General features: G+C 73.0%; 16 protein-coding genes and 1 riboswitch. Of the genes, 9 read left to right on the top strand and 7 right to left on the bottom strand.

What is annotated here, in order from left to right:
• The gene (locus tag BLW57_RS16095; RefSeq protein WP_093475315.1) at positions 1-960 is read left to right on the top strand and encodes an ABC transporter substrate-binding protein; all 960 of its coding nucleotides are present in this window, start codon (positions 1-3) and stop codon (positions 958-960) included.
• 6 nt (positions 961-966) lie between these two features.
• Here the strand turns inward: BLW57_RS16095 and BLW57_RS16090 are convergent, their stop codons facing one another.
• Both BLW57_RS16090 and BLW57_RS16085 read right to left on the bottom strand, forming a co-directional pair.
• On the bottom strand, positions 967-1728 hold the full coding sequence (locus BLW57_RS16090; protein ID WP_176985604.1) for an isocitrate lyase/PEP mutase family protein: 762 nt from the start codon (positions 1726-1728) through the stop codon (positions 967-969).
• Positions 1725-2225, bottom strand: a complete 501-nt coding sequence (locus tag BLW57_RS16085) for a carboxymuconolactone decarboxylase family protein (protein WP_093475314.1) — start codon at positions 2223-2225, stop codon at positions 1725-1727. The genes BLW57_RS16090 and BLW57_RS16085 overlap by 4 nt, the downstream gene beginning before the upstream one ends.
• Before the next feature lie 47 nt (positions 2226-2272).
• Between BLW57_RS16085 and BLW57_RS16080 the strand changes: the two genes are divergently transcribed.
• Positions 2273-3691, top strand: coding sequence for a MocR-like pyridoxine biosynthesis transcription factor PdxR (locus BLW57_RS16080; protein WP_093475312.1), 1419 nt, complete (start codon positions 2273-2275; stop codon positions 3689-3691).
• A 17-nt stretch (positions 3692-3708) separates the two neighbouring features.
• Here the strand turns inward: BLW57_RS16080 and BLW57_RS16075 are convergent, their stop codons facing one another.
• Positions 3709-4557: a DMT family transporter gene (locus tag BLW57_RS16075; RefSeq protein WP_093475311.1), complete on the bottom strand. Its 849-nt coding sequence runs from the start codon at positions 4555-4557 to the stop codon at positions 3709-3711.
• A gap of 132 nt (positions 4558-4689) precedes the next feature.
• Between BLW57_RS16075 and BLW57_RS16070 the strand changes: the two genes are divergently transcribed.
• The gene (locus BLW57_RS16070; RefSeq protein ID WP_093475309.1) at positions 4690-5043 is read left to right on the top strand and encodes a hypothetical protein; all 354 of its coding nucleotides are present in this window, start codon (positions 4690-4692) and stop codon (positions 5041-5043) included.
• 14 nt (positions 5044-5057) lie between these two features.
• The gene (locus BLW57_RS16065; RefSeq protein ID WP_093475308.1) at positions 5058-6242 is read left to right on the top strand and encodes a glutathionylspermidine synthase family protein; all 1185 of its coding nucleotides are present in this window, start codon (positions 5058-5060) and stop codon (positions 6240-6242) included.
• Between the two features lie 43 nt (positions 6243-6285).
• Here BLW57_RS16065 and BLW57_RS16060 read toward each other — a convergent pair whose 3' ends face one another.
• The gene (locus BLW57_RS16060; protein ID WP_093475306.1) at positions 6286-6861 is read right to left on the bottom strand and encodes a TetR/AcrR family transcriptional regulator; all 576 of its coding nucleotides are present in this window, start codon (positions 6859-6861) and stop codon (positions 6286-6288) included.
• An 87-nt stretch (positions 6862-6948) separates the two neighbouring features.
• On the opposite strand from BLW57_RS16060, the gene BLW57_RS16055 reads away from it, so the two are divergent.
• From BLW57_RS16055 to BLW57_RS16040, 4 genes are all read left to right on the top strand, one after another.
• Positions 6949-7410, top strand: coding sequence for a nuclear transport factor 2 family protein (locus BLW57_RS16055; RefSeq protein WP_093475305.1), 462 nt, complete (start codon positions 6949-6951; stop codon positions 7408-7410).
• Positions 7411-7508: 98 nt separating this feature from the next.
• Positions 7509-7598: riboswitch (ZMP/ZTP riboswitch) on the top strand.
• A gap of 31 nt (positions 7599-7629) precedes the next feature.
• Positions 7630-9078, top strand: a complete 1449-nt coding sequence (locus BLW57_RS16050) for a glycine hydroxymethyltransferase (RefSeq protein ID WP_093475303.1) — start codon at positions 7630-7632, stop codon at positions 9076-9078.
• A 169-nt stretch (positions 9079-9247) separates the two neighbouring features.
• Complete coding sequence (gene trpS / locus BLW57_RS16045; RefSeq protein WP_093480719.1) at positions 9248-10261, top strand: tryptophan--tRNA ligase; 1014 nt, start codon at positions 9248-9250, stop codon at positions 10259-10261.
• A gap of 148 nt (positions 10262-10409) precedes the next feature.
• On the top strand, positions 10410-10994 hold the full coding sequence (locus tag BLW57_RS16040; protein ID WP_093475302.1) for a 2'-5' RNA ligase family protein: 585 nt from the start codon (positions 10410-10412) through the stop codon (positions 10992-10994).
• Between the two features lie 47 nt (positions 10995-11041).
• On the opposite strand, the gene BLW57_RS16035 is transcribed toward BLW57_RS16040, so the two are convergent.
• Together BLW57_RS16035 and BLW57_RS16030 are read right to left on the bottom strand one after the other, a co-directional pair.
• Entirely contained in the window at positions 11042-11797 is a 756-nt protein-coding gene (locus BLW57_RS16035; protein WP_093475300.1) for a decaprenylphospho-beta-D-erythro-pentofuranosid-2-ulose 2-reductase, read from the bottom strand.
• Position 11798: 1 nt separating this feature from the next.
• The gene (locus tag BLW57_RS16030) at positions 11799-13169 is read right to left on the bottom strand and encodes a decaprenylphosphoryl-beta-D-ribose oxidase (protein WP_093475299.1); all 1371 of its coding nucleotides are present in this window, start codon (positions 13167-13169) and stop codon (positions 11799-11801) included.
• Positions 13170-13311: 142 nt separating this feature from the next.
• Between BLW57_RS16030 and BLW57_RS16025 the strand changes: the two genes are divergently transcribed.
• The gene (locus tag BLW57_RS16025; RefSeq protein ID WP_093475297.1) at positions 13312-14220 is read left to right on the top strand and encodes a YihY/virulence factor BrkB family protein; all 909 of its coding nucleotides are present in this window, start codon (positions 13312-13314) and stop codon (positions 14218-14220) included.
• Here BLW57_RS16025 and BLW57_RS16020 read toward each other — a convergent pair.
• Positions 14168-15403, bottom strand: coding sequence for a D-alanyl-D-alanine carboxypeptidase family protein (locus BLW57_RS16020; RefSeq protein ID WP_093475296.1), 1236 nt, complete (start codon positions 15401-15403; stop codon positions 14168-14170). The genes BLW57_RS16025 and BLW57_RS16020 overlap by 53 nt on opposite strands.
• Positions 15404-15406 lie beyond the last annotated feature (3 nt).

The raw sequence follows: 15406 nt of genomic DNA, 5'->3' as shown, positions 1-15406 counted from the left end.
ATGCGATTCCGTACGACCGGCCCGATCGCCGTCGCCGTCGCGGTCCTGGGGCTGACCACCGGCTGCGGCGCCGCCGACATGACCAAGCAGGCCAGCCCGTTCGCCAACGCCCAGGGCGCGAAGAGCGTCACGCTGTCCGTGCAGTCCTGGGTGGGCGCGCAGGCCAACGTGGCCGTCGCCCAGTACATCCTCGAACACAAGCTGGGCTACCGCGTCGACACCGTCCAGGTCGACGAGGTGCCCGCCTGGGACGCCCTCAGCCAGGGCCGGGTCGACGCGCTCCTGGAGGACTGGGGGCACCCGGACCAGGAGAAGCGGTACGTCGAGGACAAGAAGACGATCCGGCACGCCGGCGACCTCGGGGTGACCGGTCACATCGGCTGGTACGTCCCGACCTACCTGGTCAAGCAGCACCCCGACATCACCGACTGGCGGAACCTGAACAAGTACGCCTCGCTGTTCCGCACCGCGGAGAGCGGCGGCAAGGGCCAGCTGATGGACGGCTCCCCGTCCTACGTCACCAACGACAAGGCGCTGGTGAAGAACCTGAAGCTGAACTACCAGGTCGTCTTCGCCGGTTCCGAGGCGGCGCAGATCACCCAGATCAAGCAGTTCGCCAAGGACAAGAAGCCCTTCCTGACCTACTGGTACTCGCCCCAGTGGCTGTTCAAGAAGGTCCCCATGACGGAGGTGAAGCTGCCGCCGTACAAGGACGGCTGCGACGCGGACGCGGCCAGGATCACCTGCGCCTACCCGCACACCCCGCTCCAGAAGTACCTCAACGCGGACTTCGCGAAGTCCGGCGGCAAGGCGGCGGCCTTCCTGAAGAAGTTCCGGTGGACCACCCAGGACCAGGACGAGGTCGCGCTGATGATCGCCCAGGAGAAGCTCAGCCCGCAGGACGCGGCGAAGAAGTGGGTGGACAGCCACCCCGACGTGTGGAGGAAGTGGCTGTCCTGAGCCGGTTCAGCCCAGCCCCGCGGCGATCTCCCGCAGGGCGGCCGCGGCCCGCAGCTGGAGCCCCGGCCCGAACGTGATCCGGGTGGCCCCGAGTTCGCCGAGCGCGGCGGGCGAGGGGCCGCTCCCGCCCAGCCGGGCCAGCGCGTTCAGCGGGCCCTGGATCCCGGCCCGCAGCAGCGGCAGCACGGCCTGCGGGGCGAGGATCGGATACACGCAGTCCGCGCCCGCCGCCACGTACGCCGCCGCCCGCGCGAGGGCACGCCCGGGATCGCCGTCGCCGTGCACGAAGGTGTCCACGCGGGCGTTGACGAAGAGCAGGCCGGCGGCGGCCGAGCGGACCTCGGCCAGATAGTCGGCGTGCTCGTGCGGGTCCTTCAGGACGCCCCCCTCGGAGTCCTCCAGGTTGCAGCCGACGGCCCCCGCCTCCAGCAGCCGCTCCACCAGCTCCTTCGGACGGAGCCCGTAGCCGCCCTCGACGTCCGCCGACACCGGCACGTCCACGGCCCGGGTGATCCGCGCGACCGCCGCGAACATCTCGTCGGCGGGGGTGGCCCCGTCGGCGTACCCCAGCGAGGCGGCCACCCCGGCACTGGGCGTGGCCAGCGCGGGGAACCCCGCCTCCGCGAACACCCGGGCGCTGGCCGCGTCCCACGGCCCGGGCAGGACCAGCGGGTCGCCCGGTACACGCCCCCGGTGCAGCGCGCGGAACGCGTCCGCCCCGCCCTGCGCGGCCGGCCTCCCGGGTCCCGCGGCGGGGGCGGCCGTCACGCGTGCTGTCCCGGCCGGTAGTGGCCCGGCACCATCCGGGTGGTCACGCCGAACCGGTTCCAGGCGTTGATCACCGTGATCGCGGCGATCAGCTGCGCCAGCTCGGCCTCCTCGAAGTGCTTGGCGGCCTTCTCGTACACCTCGTCCGGTACGAAGCCCTCCGTCAGGACGGTGACCGCCTCGGTCAGCTCGATCGCCGCGAGCTCCTTCTCCGTGTAGAAGTGCCGCGACTCCTCCCACGCGCCGAGCTGCACGACCCGCTCGACGCTCTCGCCGGCCGCGAGCGCGTCCTTGGTGTGCATGTCGAGGCAGAACGCGCAGTGGTTGATCTGCGAGGCGCGGATCTTCACCAGCTCGTACAGCTTCGGGTCCAGCCCCTTCTTGGCGGCGGTGTCCAGGCGGACCATCGCCTTGTAGACCTCGGGTGCGTGCTCGGCCCAGCTCAGGCGCGGGGTGTGCTCGGTGGCGTACTCGACGGTTTCCTGTGCAGTGCTCATGCCCTCGACCCTAGGAGCCGGGCAGCCCAGGAGTATGGTCCATTTCCATGGCGAGAACGTGGGCCACTTCGGGCGTCGACCTGCACCTCGAACCGGCCGGTCCGGGCGGCCTGCGCCGGCGCCTGACCGACGCGCTGCGGGACGCGGTCCGCACCGGTCGCCTGGCCCCCGGCACCCGGCTGCCCTCCTCCCGGTCCCTCGCCGCCGACCTCGGCATCGCCCGCAACACCGTCGCCGAGGCCTACGCCGACCTGGTCGCGGAGGGCTGGCTCACCGCCCGGCAGGGCTCCGGCACCCGGGTGGCCGCGGGAGCGTCCGCCGTACCGCGCCGGACGACCCCGCCTCCGCCCGCCGCCGGACCGACGGCATCCCGGCGCCGGGACCCCGGCCGCCCCACCCACGACCTCGTCCCCGGCACCCCCGACCTCGCCGCCTTCCCACGCGCCGAGTGGCTCAAGGCCGCCCGCCGCGCCCTGAACACCGCCCCCTACCACGCGCTCGGCTACGGCGACCCGCGCGGACGGCCCGAACTGCGCACCGCCCTCGCCGGTTACCTCGCCCGCGCCCGCGGTGTCCGCGCCGACCCGGAGACCGTGCTGATCACCGCGGGCTTCTCGCACGCCCTGACCGTCCTCGGCCGGGTGCTGCGGGCCCGCGGCGTGCGGACGGTGGCGGTCGAGTCGTACGGCCTCGCCCCGCACCGGCGGCTGCTGCGGGACGCCGGGCTCGCGACCCCCGCGCTGCCGTACGACGCACTCGGCACGGACCCGGAGCCGTCGGGCGACGCCGGGGCGGTGCTGCTGACGCCCGCCCACCAGTTCCCGATGGGCACCGCCCTGCACCCCGACCGGCGGGCCGCCGTCGTGGACCGGGCACGGCGCACCGGCGGACTGGTCCTGGAGGACGACTACGACGGCGAGTTCCGCTACGACCGCCAGCCGGTCGGCGCCCTCCAGGGACTCGATCCCGAGCGGGTCGTCTACCTCGGCACCGCCAGCAAGTCCCTTGCGCCCGGACTGCGGCTGGGCTGGATGGTGCTTCCGCCGTCCCTGGCCGAGGAGGCGGCCGCGGCGAAGGGCGGCACCGACACGGTGGGCGTGCTGGAACAGCTCACTCTCGCCGAGTTCCTCACCTCCGGCGCGTACGACCGCCACGTCCGGTCCTCGCGGCTGCGGTACCGGCGCCGCCGCGACGCCCTCGCCGCGGCGGTGGCCGAGCATGCGCCCGACGTGCGGGTGACCGGGATCGCGGCCGGGCTGCACGCCGTGCTGCGGTTGCCCCCGGGCACGGAACAGTCGGTGGTCCAGGCCGCCCTCTGGCAGGGACTGGCACTGCACGGCCTGGCCCACCACCGCCATCCGCAGGCCGTCACCGAGCACCTGGACGCGCTGGTCGTGGGCTACGGCACCCCGCCGGACAGCGCGTGGGGGGCCGCTCTGGAGGCCCTGTGCCGGGTGCTGCCGTAGTCGTCGGCGGGCCGCGCTCAGGCCTCGTCCGGCCGCGGGGCGCCCTCCGCCGATGGTGCCTCGCCGAACCGCGCCAGCAGCAGGGCGCCCGCCACCGCCACCGTGAAGCCCAGGACCGCCAGCCAGGCCAGACCCTCCCGGGTGCGGTCGCCGAGCCACACCACGCCGACCGCCGCCGGGCCGACCGTCTCGCCGATCACCATGCCGGCCGTGGCCGTCGTCACCGAGCCCCGCTGCAGGGCGGAGGTGAGCAGCAGGAACGCGGCACCGCCGCCGATGAGCAGGGCGTACGCCGCCGGGTCGGTGAACAGGTCCGCCGGACGCAGCGAGTCGATCAGCCGTACCGACACCTCCACCACTCCGAACCCGAACCCGGCGCCCAGTCCGAGGAGCAGCGCCCGGGTCCGGCCGGTCAGCCGCCCGCCGATCGCGCCGAGCAGCAGCACGCCGACCGCGGCCGCCACCATCGCGTACGGCAGCCAGTGCGGGCCCTGCTCGTCGCCCTCGGTGCCCGAGGCCAGCCCGAGCATCGCCAGACCCGCGCACACCACCCCCACGGCGGCCCACTCCAGCCCGCTCAGCCGCACCCGCAGCAGTCGCGCCGCCACCACGGCCGTCACCGCGAGGCTCGCCGCCAGCGCCGCGCCCACCGCGTAGATCGGCACGGACCGCAGCGCCGCGATCTGGAGCAGGAAGCCCAGACCGTCCAGCGCCAGCCCGGCGATGTACCGCCACTGCCGCAGCGCCCGCAGCAGCAGCGCCGCGTCACCGCCGCCGTCCCCCTCGGCGGCCGCCTCCCGGGCGGCCACCGCCTGCAACACCGTCGCGGTTCCGAAGCAGACCGCCGCGCCGAGGGCGCACACCATTCCAAACAGCACGAAGCGACTCTAGGGGAGCGGGAATTCCCTGGCCCCCCCTGCCCGGCCGGTGCCACCGGTGCCTAGGCTGGCCCGCAGCGAACCGGCACCGGCCGGCCGACACACGGGGGAGACGCAGACATGAGCACAGCACAGCCACGCACGCGCCGGCGGCTCCGGTCCGGCACGGTCGTCCTCGGCGGCATGGGCCTGCTGGCGACCGCTCTGACCGCCTGCTCGTCGTCCGACCCGGACAAGCGCTGCGTGGACCGCGACAGTTACACCTACGGCAAGGGCTACAAGGTCGTCTCCGACAAGAACTGCAAGTCCACCAAGTCCTCTTCGCACGGCACCTGGTACTACGGCGGCACGAAGAAGGGCTCGTTCGTGGGCGACGGCTCCTTCACCAAGCCCGGCAAGGGCTCGGGCGGCGGCTCGGGCGGCGGTGTCCACCGCGGGGGCTTCGGCGGCGGCAAGGGCGGCTCCGGCGGCTGAGCCGGGCACACGAGATGGAACGCCGCACGATCGAACCCCGCCCCGGCTGGCAGCGGACCGTCGAGGAGCAGGGACTCGTCTATCCGCTCACCCGTCACCCCGACGGCTCGCTGCGCCCCTACTGGGACGAGAGCGCCTACTACGTCTTCACCCTCGACGAGGTCGAGGCGCTGGAGGAGACCGTCGAGGAGCTGCACGGCATGTGCCTGGCGGCCGCCGGGCACATCGTGGCGAAGGACCGCCTCGCCGACCTCGGCATCACCGACCCGCGCGTGGCCGCCGCGGTCACCGAGGCCTGGCACCGCCGCGCCGAACTCCCCTCCCTGTACGGCAGGTTCGACCTCCGCTACGACGGCACGGGACCGGCGAAGCTGCTGGAGTACAACGCCGACACCCCGACCTCCCTGGTGGAGGCCGCCTCGCCGCAGTGGTTCTGGATGGAGGACCGGTTCCCCGGCGCCGACCAGTGGAACTCCCTGCACGAACGCCTCGTCGACGCCTGGCGCGCGCAGGCCGCGCTGCTGCCGCCCGGCAGCCCCCTGCACTTCGCGCACTCCTCCGCCGACGAACTCGGCGAGGACCTGATGACGGTCGCCTACCTCAAGGAGACCGCCGAGCAGGCCGGCCTCGACACCGACTGGATCTCCATGGAGGAGATCGGCTGGGACACCCTCTCCGGCCGCTTCGTCGACAACCGGCTCCGCTTCATCCGGGGCATCTTCAAGCTCTACCCCTGGGAGTGGCTCACCACGGACTCCTTCGGCGGGCACGTCCTGGACACCCTCGACAACGGCGGCGGCACCGGCAGCACCCTGTGGATCGAACCGGCCTGGAAGATGCTCCTGAGCAACAAGGCCCTCCTGGCGGTCCTCTGGGAGCTGTACCCCGGCCACCCCAACCTCCTCCCCGCCTACCTCGACGGCCCGCGCGAGCTGGCCGGGCCGGCCGGCTACGTCTCCAAGCCCCTCCTCGGCCGCGAGGGCGAGGGCGTCACCGTGCACCCGCCCGGCGGGCCCGCGGTGCTCCGCGAAGAACCCTGCTGCTACCAGCAGTTGGCCCCGCTGCCCGCCTTCGACGGCAACCACGTGGTCCTCGGCGCCTGGGTCGTCCGCGACGAGTCGGCAGGCCTCGGCATCCGCGAGTCCTCGGGCCTGATCACCGACGAGTACGCCCGCTTCCTGCCCCACGTGATCCTCTAACGGACGGGGACCGACGCCGGGCGACGGCCCCCGGCGGGGTGTCTCAGCGGTTTCCGCCGCTCCCGAGCAGCGTCTCGACGGCCGTGCGGGCGTGCGCCGCGGGCGCCGGATCGCCGCTGAGCCCGGCCGTGACGACGGCACCCTCGGCGAGCAGGAACACCGGCTCGGCCACCGGTACCCCGGTGGCCCGCACCCAGGCCGCGAGCTGGTCGTGGAAGGCCTGCTTGTGGGACCGCACCTCGGCGAGCACCGGCTCGGACGACGAGCCGAGCTCGCCGAAGGCGTTGATCCAGGCGCAGCCGCGGAAGCCGGGTTCGGCGAACCATCCGGCGAGCCAGTCGAAGACCGCGAGCACCCGCTCCCGCGGGTCCCGGACGCCCTCCACGTGGGCGGTCAGGCTCTCGCGCCAGCGCCGGTCGCGCCGCCGGAGCACGGCGACCACCAGGTCCTCCTTGGTCGCGAACAGCCGGTAGATCCGCTTCAGAGGCAGTCCGGACGCCTCGCGGACCCGGTCCATCCCGACGGCCTGGATGCCGTGCGCGTAGAACAGCGCCTCCGCCGTGTCCAGGAGCGCCGCCCGGTCCAGGCGGGTCTGTTCCTCGGTGATCGGGGCGGGCATCGGCGTGCTCCTTGACTCTGAGAACGATCGTTCTCTATGTTAGCCGCATCGATGGAGAACGCTCGTTCTCGACATGAGGAGGCCGCCGTGCCCGAAGACCGTCCGCCCTTCCCGCCGTTCACCCTGGAGACCGCCCGCCAGAAGGTGCAGGCGGCCGAGGACGCCTGGAACACCCGCGACCCCCACCGGGTGGCCCTGGCGTACACACCGGACTCGGTCTGGCGGAACCGGGACCGGTTCCTCACCGGCCGGGAGGAGATCGTCGCCTTCCTGACCGAGAAGTGGGAGCGCGAACTCGACTACGCGCTGCGCAAGAGCCTGTGGAGCTTCCACGAGGACCGGATCGCCGTCCGCTTCCAGTACGAGTGCCACGACGCCGACGGGCAGTGGTGGCGCTCCTACGGCAACGAACTGTGGGAGTTCGACGAGCACGGGCTGATGCGCCGCCGCGAGGCCAGCATCAACGACGTCGCGATCCGCGAGTCCGACCGGCGCATCCTCGGCCCCCGCCCCGCCGCCGAGCACGGCACCGACATCCCGCTGCACTGACCTCACGGCCTCCCGCGGACGCGCCGGTCGCCTCCTTCCCGCGCTCGCTCGCATGGTGGACGCGGGATCTCACGGCTCCGGCCCGCCGGGTAGGCTGATCAGCGGGCCGTGACTGGCGCGCTGGGATGGGACCGACCATCGGGGAGCGGCCCGAGCACGAATGAGTGCCGTGCGCCTGGGCCGAACCGAACACGCCGAACGCCACGTCCGGAGGTCCCCATGCCAGAGCAGCATCTCTCCACCGAGTCCACCGCCTTCCGCGCCGCTCTCGACGTCGTCCGCGCCGTCGAGCCGCGGGTCGCCGACGCCATCGGCCAGGAGGTCGCCGACCAGCGCGCGATGCTCAAGCTCATCGCCTCCGAGAACTACGCCTCCCCGGCGACCCTCCTCGCGATGGGCAACTGGTTCAGCGACAAGTACGCCGAGGGCACCGTCGGCCGCCGCTTCTACGCCGGCTGCCGCAACGTCGACACCGTGGAGGCCCTGGCCGCCGAGCACGCCCGCGAGCTCTTCGGCGCCCGGCACGCCTACGTCCAGCCGCACTCCGGCATCGACGCCAACCTCGTCGCCTTCTGGGCCGTCCTCGCCGACCGGGTCGAGGTGCCCTTCCTGGCGAAGGCCGGCGTCCGCCAGGTCAACGACCTGAGCGAGGCCGACTGGGCCGAACTGCGCCGGGCCTTCGGCAACCAGCGCATGCTCGGCATGTCCCTGGACGCCGGCGGCCACCTCACCCACGGCTTCCGCCCGAACATCTCCGGCAAGATGTTCGACCAGCGCTCCTACGGCACGGACCCGGCCACCGGCCTCATCGACTACGAGGCCCTGCGCGCCCAGGCCCGCGAGTTCAAGCCGCTGATCATCGTCGCCGGCTACTCCGCCTACCCGAGGCTCGTGAACTTCCGGATCATGCGCGAGATCGCCGACGAGGTCGGGGCGACCCTGATGGTCGACATGGCCCACTTCGCGGGTCTCGTCGCCGGCAAGGTCCTCATCGGCGACTTCGACCCGGTCCCGCACGCCCAGATCGTCACCACCACCACCCACAAGTCGTTGCGCGGCCCGCGCGGCGGCATGGTCCTGTGCGACGACTCCCTCAAGGACCAGGTCGACCGCGGCTGCCCGATGGTGCTCGGCGGTCCGCTCCCGCACGTCATGGCCGCCAAGGCGGTCGCGCTCGCCGAGGCCCGGCAGCCCGCCTTCCAGGACTACGCCCAGCGCATCGTCGACAACTCCCGCGCCCTGGCGCAGGGCCTCATGCGGCGCGGCGCCACCCTGGTGACCGGCGGCACGGACAACCACCTCAACCTCATCGACGTCACCACCTCCTACGGCCTCACCGGCCGTCAGGCCGAGGCCGCCCTCCTGGACTCGGGCATCGTCACCAACCGCAACGCCATCCCCGCCGACCCCAACGGCGCCTGGTACACCTCCGGCATCCGCATCGGCACCCCCGCCCTGACCACCCGTGGTCTCGGCACCGCGGAGATGGACGAGGTCGCCGGTCTCATCGACCGCGTCCTCACCACCACCGAGCCGGGCACCACCAGCAAGGGCGCCCCCTCCAAGGCCCAGCACGTCCTCGACCCCAAGGTCTCGGACGAGATCTCCCGCCGGGCGACCGACCTCGTGGCCGGCTTCCCGCTCTACCCGGAGATCGACCTCGCCTGACGAGGCTCCTCCAGCTCCTCCCGCGGCGGCCCGGCACTGCGCCGGGCCGCCGCGCGGCGCGTCGGCACCGGGACCGAGGGCGAGCGCCGGCGCGGGACGCGCCCTGACGAAGGCCCGCTGTTCCCGACCAGTTCCGAACCGGGCCCCGATACCTGAGAGAATGGTGGACATGGCCACTGACCGACCCCGCGTGCTCTCCGGAATCCAGCCCACCGCAGGCTCGTTCCACCTCGGCAACTACCTCGGCGCCGTCCGCCAGTGGGTGGCCCTGCAGGAGACCCACGACGCGTTCTACATGGTCGTAGACCTGCACGCGATCACGGTTCCCCAGGACCCGGCCCAGCTGCGCGCCAACACCCGGCTCGCCGCCGCCCAGCTGCTGGCCGCCGGCCTCGACCCGGACCGCTGCACCCTCTTCGTGCAGAGCCATGTCCCCGAGCACGCCCAGCTCGCCTGGGTCATGAACTGCCTCACCGGCTTCGGCGAGGCCTCCCGCATGACCCAGTTCAAGGACAAGTCCGCCAAGCAGGGCGCCGACCGGGCCTCCGTCGGCCTGTTCACGTACCCGATCCTCCAGGTCGCGGACATCCTGCTGTACCAGGCCAACGAGGTGCCGGTCGGCGAGGACCAGCGCCAGCACATCGAGCTGACCCGCGACCTCGCCGAGCGGTTCAACGGCCGCTTCGGCCAGAGCTTCACCGTCCCGAAGCCGTACATCCTCAAGGAGACGGCGAAGATCTACGACCTTCAGGACCCGTCGATCAAGATGAGCAAGTCGGCGTCCACGCCGAAGGGCCTCATCAACCTCCTCGACGAGCCGAAGGCGACGGCGAAGAAGGTCAAGAGCGCGGTCACGGACACGGACACCGTGATCCGCTACGACGCCGAGCACAAGCCGGGCGTGTCGAACCTCCTCACCATCTACTCCACGCTCACCGGCCGGACGATCGCCGAGCTGGAACAGGACTACGAGGGCAAGATGTACGGCGCGCTCAAGACGGACCTCGCCGAGGTCATGGTCGAGTTCGTGACGCCGTTCCGCGAGCGCACCCAGCAGTACCTGGACGACGCCGAGACCCTCGACTCGATCCTCGCCAAGGGCGCGGAGAAGGCCCGCGCGGTCGCCGCGGAGACCCTGGCGCAGGCGTACGAGCGGGTGGGCTTCCTTCCGGCGAAGCACTGAACGCCGGCGAGGCGTACGACCGCACACACGTCCGCACGGGCGGAGCGCTGCACATCACTTCCGCTGCGCCTGCCCACGGGACGGTCATGGCCGTACAGTCGATAGCCGGACGACTGAGAACACAACAGACGCGACGACAGGAGACGACGTGGGGACCGTAACGATCGGAGTGTCGATCGCGGTCCCGGAGCCTCACGGCAGCCTGCTCCAGGAGCGGCGCGCGGGCTTCGGCGACGCCGCTGCTCACGGCATCCCCACGCACGTCACGCTGCTGCCGCCGACCGAGGTCGACGCGACCGGTCTGCCGGCCGTCGACGCCCACCTCGCGGCGGTCGCCGCGGCCGGCCGGCCGTTCCCGATGCGGCTGTCCGGCACGGGCACGTTCCGGCCCCTCTCCCCGGTCGTCTACGTCCGGATCGTCCAGGGCGCCGAGGACTGCACCTGGCTTCAGCAGCGGGTGCGCGACGCCTCCGGGCCCGTCGCGCGCGAGCTGCAGTTCCCGTACCACCCGCACGTCACGGTCGCGCACGGCATCGACGACGCGGCGATGGACCGCGCCTTCGAGGAACTGGCGGGCTTCGAGGCCGAGTGGCCCTGCACCGGGTTCGCGCTCTACGAGCAGGGCGCCGACGGGGTGTGGCGCAAGCTGCGGGAGTACGTCTTCGGCAGTTCCGTGGTGCCCCCGCAGGCGGGCCACGCGGACGTCGGACGCGGGACGATCGCCAGCCGCTAGGCCGCGCGCGGGCCGGGCCGCCGGCGGCCCGGACCTCTCCCGGGTGACTACAGCGGCAGCCGGCGGAACAGCGAACGCGGGGCGTGCCGCAGGGCCGACATCACCGGGCGCAGGACCCCCGGCACCCACACCGTCTCCGAGCGGCGGCGCAGCCCCAGCTCGATCGCGGCGGCGACCGCCTCCGGCGTGGTCGACAGCGGGCTCCCGGACCGCCCGGCCACCGTTCCCGTCCGGACCTCTCCGGGGCGTACGACCATGACGTGCGCGCCGGTGCCGTGCAGGGCGTCGCCGAGGCCCTGGGCGAAGGCGTCGAGGCCGGCCTTGCTGGAGCCGTAGATGAAGTCGGCGCGGCGGGCCCGCTCGCCTGCGACGGAGGACAGGACCACCAGGGAGCCGTGCCCCTGCGCCTGGAGGGCACGGGCGGCGACCAGGCCCGCCGACACCGCCCCGGTGTAGTTGGTCTGGGCGACCCGGACCGCGCGCAGCGGATCGCGCTCGTCCTCGGCCTGGTCGCCGGAGACGCCGAAGGCGAACAGCACCAGGTCGACGTCGCCCTCGGCGAAGACCTTGCCGAGGACGGTCTCGTGGGACCCGGGATCGAGGGCGTCGAAGGCGACCGTGCGGGCGTCCGCGCCGAGCGCGCGCAGACTCCCGGCGGCCTGCTCCAGGGCGGGCGAGGGACGGCCGGCCAGCCACACCGTGCGGGTGCGCCGGGCGATCAGCCGGCGTGCCGTGGCCAGCCCGATCTCGGACGTGCCGCCGAGGACGAGCAGGGACTGGGGAAGACCGAAGGCGTCCTTCACGTCAGCTCCTAGGGGTCTGGAGGTCGAGTCGGCGGGCGAGGTCCGAGACGAAGACCCCGCGGGGGTCGAGCTCCGCGCGCAGGGCCCGGAAGTCGCCCACGCGCGGGTACATGGCGGCCAGCAGCTCGGGGCGCAGCCGGGAGTCCTTGGCGAGGCAGACCCGCCCGCCTGCCGCGGCGATCTCCTCGTCGAGGCCGTCGAGCAGCGGGGCGAGTCCGGGCAGCGCGGCCGGCACGTCCAGGGCGAGGCTCCAGCCGGGCACCGGGAAGGAGAGCCAGCCGGGGTCGCCGTCCCCGAAGCGCTGGAGGACGGCGAGGAGGGACGGGCAGCGGTGGGCGGCGATGCGCCGCACGACGCGGTGCAGCACCTCCTCCCGGCCGTGGCCGACGACGAACTGGTACTGCACGAACCCCCCGCGGCCGTAGAGGCGGTTGCGGTGGGGCACGCCGTCCAGGGGGTGGAAGAACGCGGACATGTGCTGGATCCGGCCGGTGCGCGCGCGGGGCGCCGCGCGGTAGCGGAGCTCGTTGAGGAGCCCCGCCGTGGTGCGGCCGAGCAGGCCGTCCGGGACGAGGGAGGAGGGGGCCGGGAGACGGCGCGGGCGGGAGGACAGCGGCTGCCGCCACGCGCGCGTGTGCCTGCCGAGGGCGTCGAGCGGGGTGTGGTCGGCGCGGCCGAGGACCGCGCGTCCGGTGGCCGTGCCCCGGGCCAGCAGGTCGATCCAGGCGGCCGAGTAGCGGTGGCGGTGGTCGCCGGTGGTCATCCGGGCCAGCAGGTCGTCGAGGCCGGCGGCGCGTTCGGTGCGGACCGTCAGGTACGCCGTCTCGACCGGGAGCAGCCGGAAGGTGGCCGTCAGGACGACTCCGGTCAGGCCGAGGCCGCCGGTGGTCGCCTCGAACAGCGGGGTGCCGGGGCGTACCGTGCGGACCTCGCCGTCGGCGGTCAGCAGCTCCAGGGACAGCACATGGCGGCAGAAGGAGCCGGAGACGTGCTGGTTGCGGCCGTGGATGTCGGCGCCGATCGCGCCGCCCACGGTCACGTACCGGGTGCCCGGGGTGACCGGCGGGAGCCAGCCGAGCGGGAGCAGCACCTCGGTCAGCCGCCGCAGGGAGATCCCGGCGTCGCACAGCACGATGCCCTCGGCGGCGTCGACCACGTGGATGCGGTCCAGGCCGGTCATGTCGAGGACGGCGCCGCCTGCGTTCTGCGCCGCGTCCCCGTGGGCCCGTCCGAGACCCCGTGCGACGGCGCCCCGCGTCCCGCAGTTCCGAACGGCCGCCGCGGCCTCCTCGTAGGTGCGCGGGCGGATCACACGGGCGACGGTGGGGGCGGTGCGGCCCCAGCCGGTGACGGGAACGGTGTCTCCAGACATGCTGGCGACCGTATCGCCCCCATGAGGGCGGTGAGTTAAAAAACATCTCCTTCCTCCTGGAAACGGGTGATTAATGGGATGTCCCCTGATAGTGACGTCATTTGAGCGGTGTGGAGGAGCGCGGCGAGGGCAGGGACGGATCATGGACTGGCTGAAGAGACTGCCCGGCATCGGGCCGCTCGTCACACGGCTGATGACGACGCACGCGTGGCGGAGCTACGAGCGGCTCGACCGGGTGAAATGGACCCGGCTGGCCGCCGCCATGACGTTCGTCAGCTTCGTCGCCCTGTTCCCGCTGCTGACCGTGGCCGCCGCGATCACCGCCGCCACGCTCAGCCCGTCCGGTCAGAAGACCGTCGAGAACCGGATCGCCGACCAGTTCCCCGGCCTCTCCCAGCAGCTGGACATCGGCGCGCTGGTGGACAACGCCGGCACGGTCGGCGTCATCGCGGGCGCCGTGCTGCTGTTCACCGGCATCGGCTGGGTCGGGCAGACGCGGGACTGCCTGCGCGCGGTGTGGGAGCTGCCCGACCGCGAGGAGAACCCGCTCGTCACCAAGGCCAAGGACGCCGGCATCCTCCTCGGCCTCGGCGGCGCCCTGCTGGTCACACTCGCCACGTCCGCCCTCGCCTCGGCGGCGGTCGGCCTCGTGTCCCGGCAGCTCGGCCTCCAGGAGCACGGCTGGGGCAGCCTGCTGCTCCAGGTCACCGCGTTCGCAGTCGCCGCGCTCGCGGACTTCCTCGTCCTGCTCTACGTCCTCACCCTGCTGCCCGGGGTCGAGCCGCGGCGCCGTCGCCTGCTGGTGGCCGCGATGCTCGGCGCGATCGGCTTCGAACTGCTGAAGCTGCTGATCAGCGGGTACATCCAGGGGGTCGCCGCGAAGAGCATGTACGGCGCGTTCGGCGTCCCGGTGGCGCTGCTGCTGTGGATCAACTTCACCGCGAAACTCGTCCTGTTCTGCGCCTCCTGGACGGCGACGCCGAGCAAGGAGACCGGTCTCAGGGACGGGTCCGACGGCGCATCAGGTCCGGCAGCGGCCATCGGCGGTTGACCAGGAACGCCCCGCCTCCGAGGAGTACCAGCAGCCCGCCCGCGACGGCCAGCGCCGTGCCGACCCCCGAACCGGTCCCGGCGGTGGCGCTCGCCACCGGCTTCGAGCCCGACCCGCCGGTCCCCGCGGCCGCCTCCCCGGTGGAGGGCCCCCCGCTCGGCGGCGCGGTGGACTGCGCGGCGCTCTTCGGCGGCACCAGCACGCCCACCGGAGTGACCTTGCCTGCCGCCTGGAAGCCCCAGTCGAACAGCTTCGCGGTCTCCTTGTAGACCTCGTTGTGCTCGTGCTTCTCCGGGTTCATCACCGTGACGAGCAGCACCTTGCCGCCCCGTTCGGCGACGCCGGTGAAGGTGGCGCCCGCATGGGTGGTGTTGCCGTTCTTCACGCCCGCGATGCCCTGGTAGACGGGCACGTCGGTGTCGCCGCTCAGCAGCCGGTTGGTGTTCTGGATCTCGGACGACCCGAACGGCGCCCGCACCGTCGAGCAGTAGTCGCGGAAGTCCTTCTTCTGCAGCCCGGAACGGGCGAACAGCGTCAGGTCGTACGCCGACGACACCTGCTCCGGGGCGTCGTAGCCGTCGGGGGAGACCACGTGCGTGTCCAGGGCCTGCAACTGCTCGGCGTGGTCCTGCATGTCCTCGACGGTCTGCCGGACCCCGCCGTTCATCGCCGACAGCACGTGCACGGCGTCGTTGCCCGAGCGCAGGAAGACCCCGAGCCACAGATCGTGGACGGTGTAGCTCCTGCCCTCCTTTATCCCGACCACGCTGGAGCCGATGCCCATGCCCGCGAGGTCCGACGGCACCACCTTGTGCCGGGTGCCCTTGGGGAACCGGGGCAGCACGGTGTCCGCGAACAGCATCTTCAGCGTGCTCGCCGGGGGCAGCCGCCAGTGCGCGTTGTGCGCGGCGAGCACCTCGCCCGACTCCGCGTCGGAGACGATCCACGAACGGGCGGTCAGGTCCTTGGGCAGCACGGGCACGCCCGGCGCGAGGTCGACCTGGGTGCCGGCCATGCCGAGCCGGGCACCGCCGACGGTGGACATCCCGGCCGGGGGCTTGGCCGACGGACTCGTCGACGGGGTCGGGGCCGCGAGCGCCGCGGGTGCGGTGACGGACAGGGTCAGCACAGTGGCGGAGGTGACCAGCAGCGATCGCCGGCCGGTCTTCTGGGGAGCGAACACGGT

The sequence above is a fragment of the Streptomyces sp. 1222.5 genome (assembly GCF_900105245.1).
Lineage (GTDB): Bacteria > Actinomycetota > Actinomycetes > Streptomycetales > Streptomycetaceae > Streptomyces > Streptomyces albidocamelliae.
The sequence above is the reverse complement of the archived record's forward strand: the minus strand, read 5'-3'. Positions and strand labels throughout refer to the sequence as shown.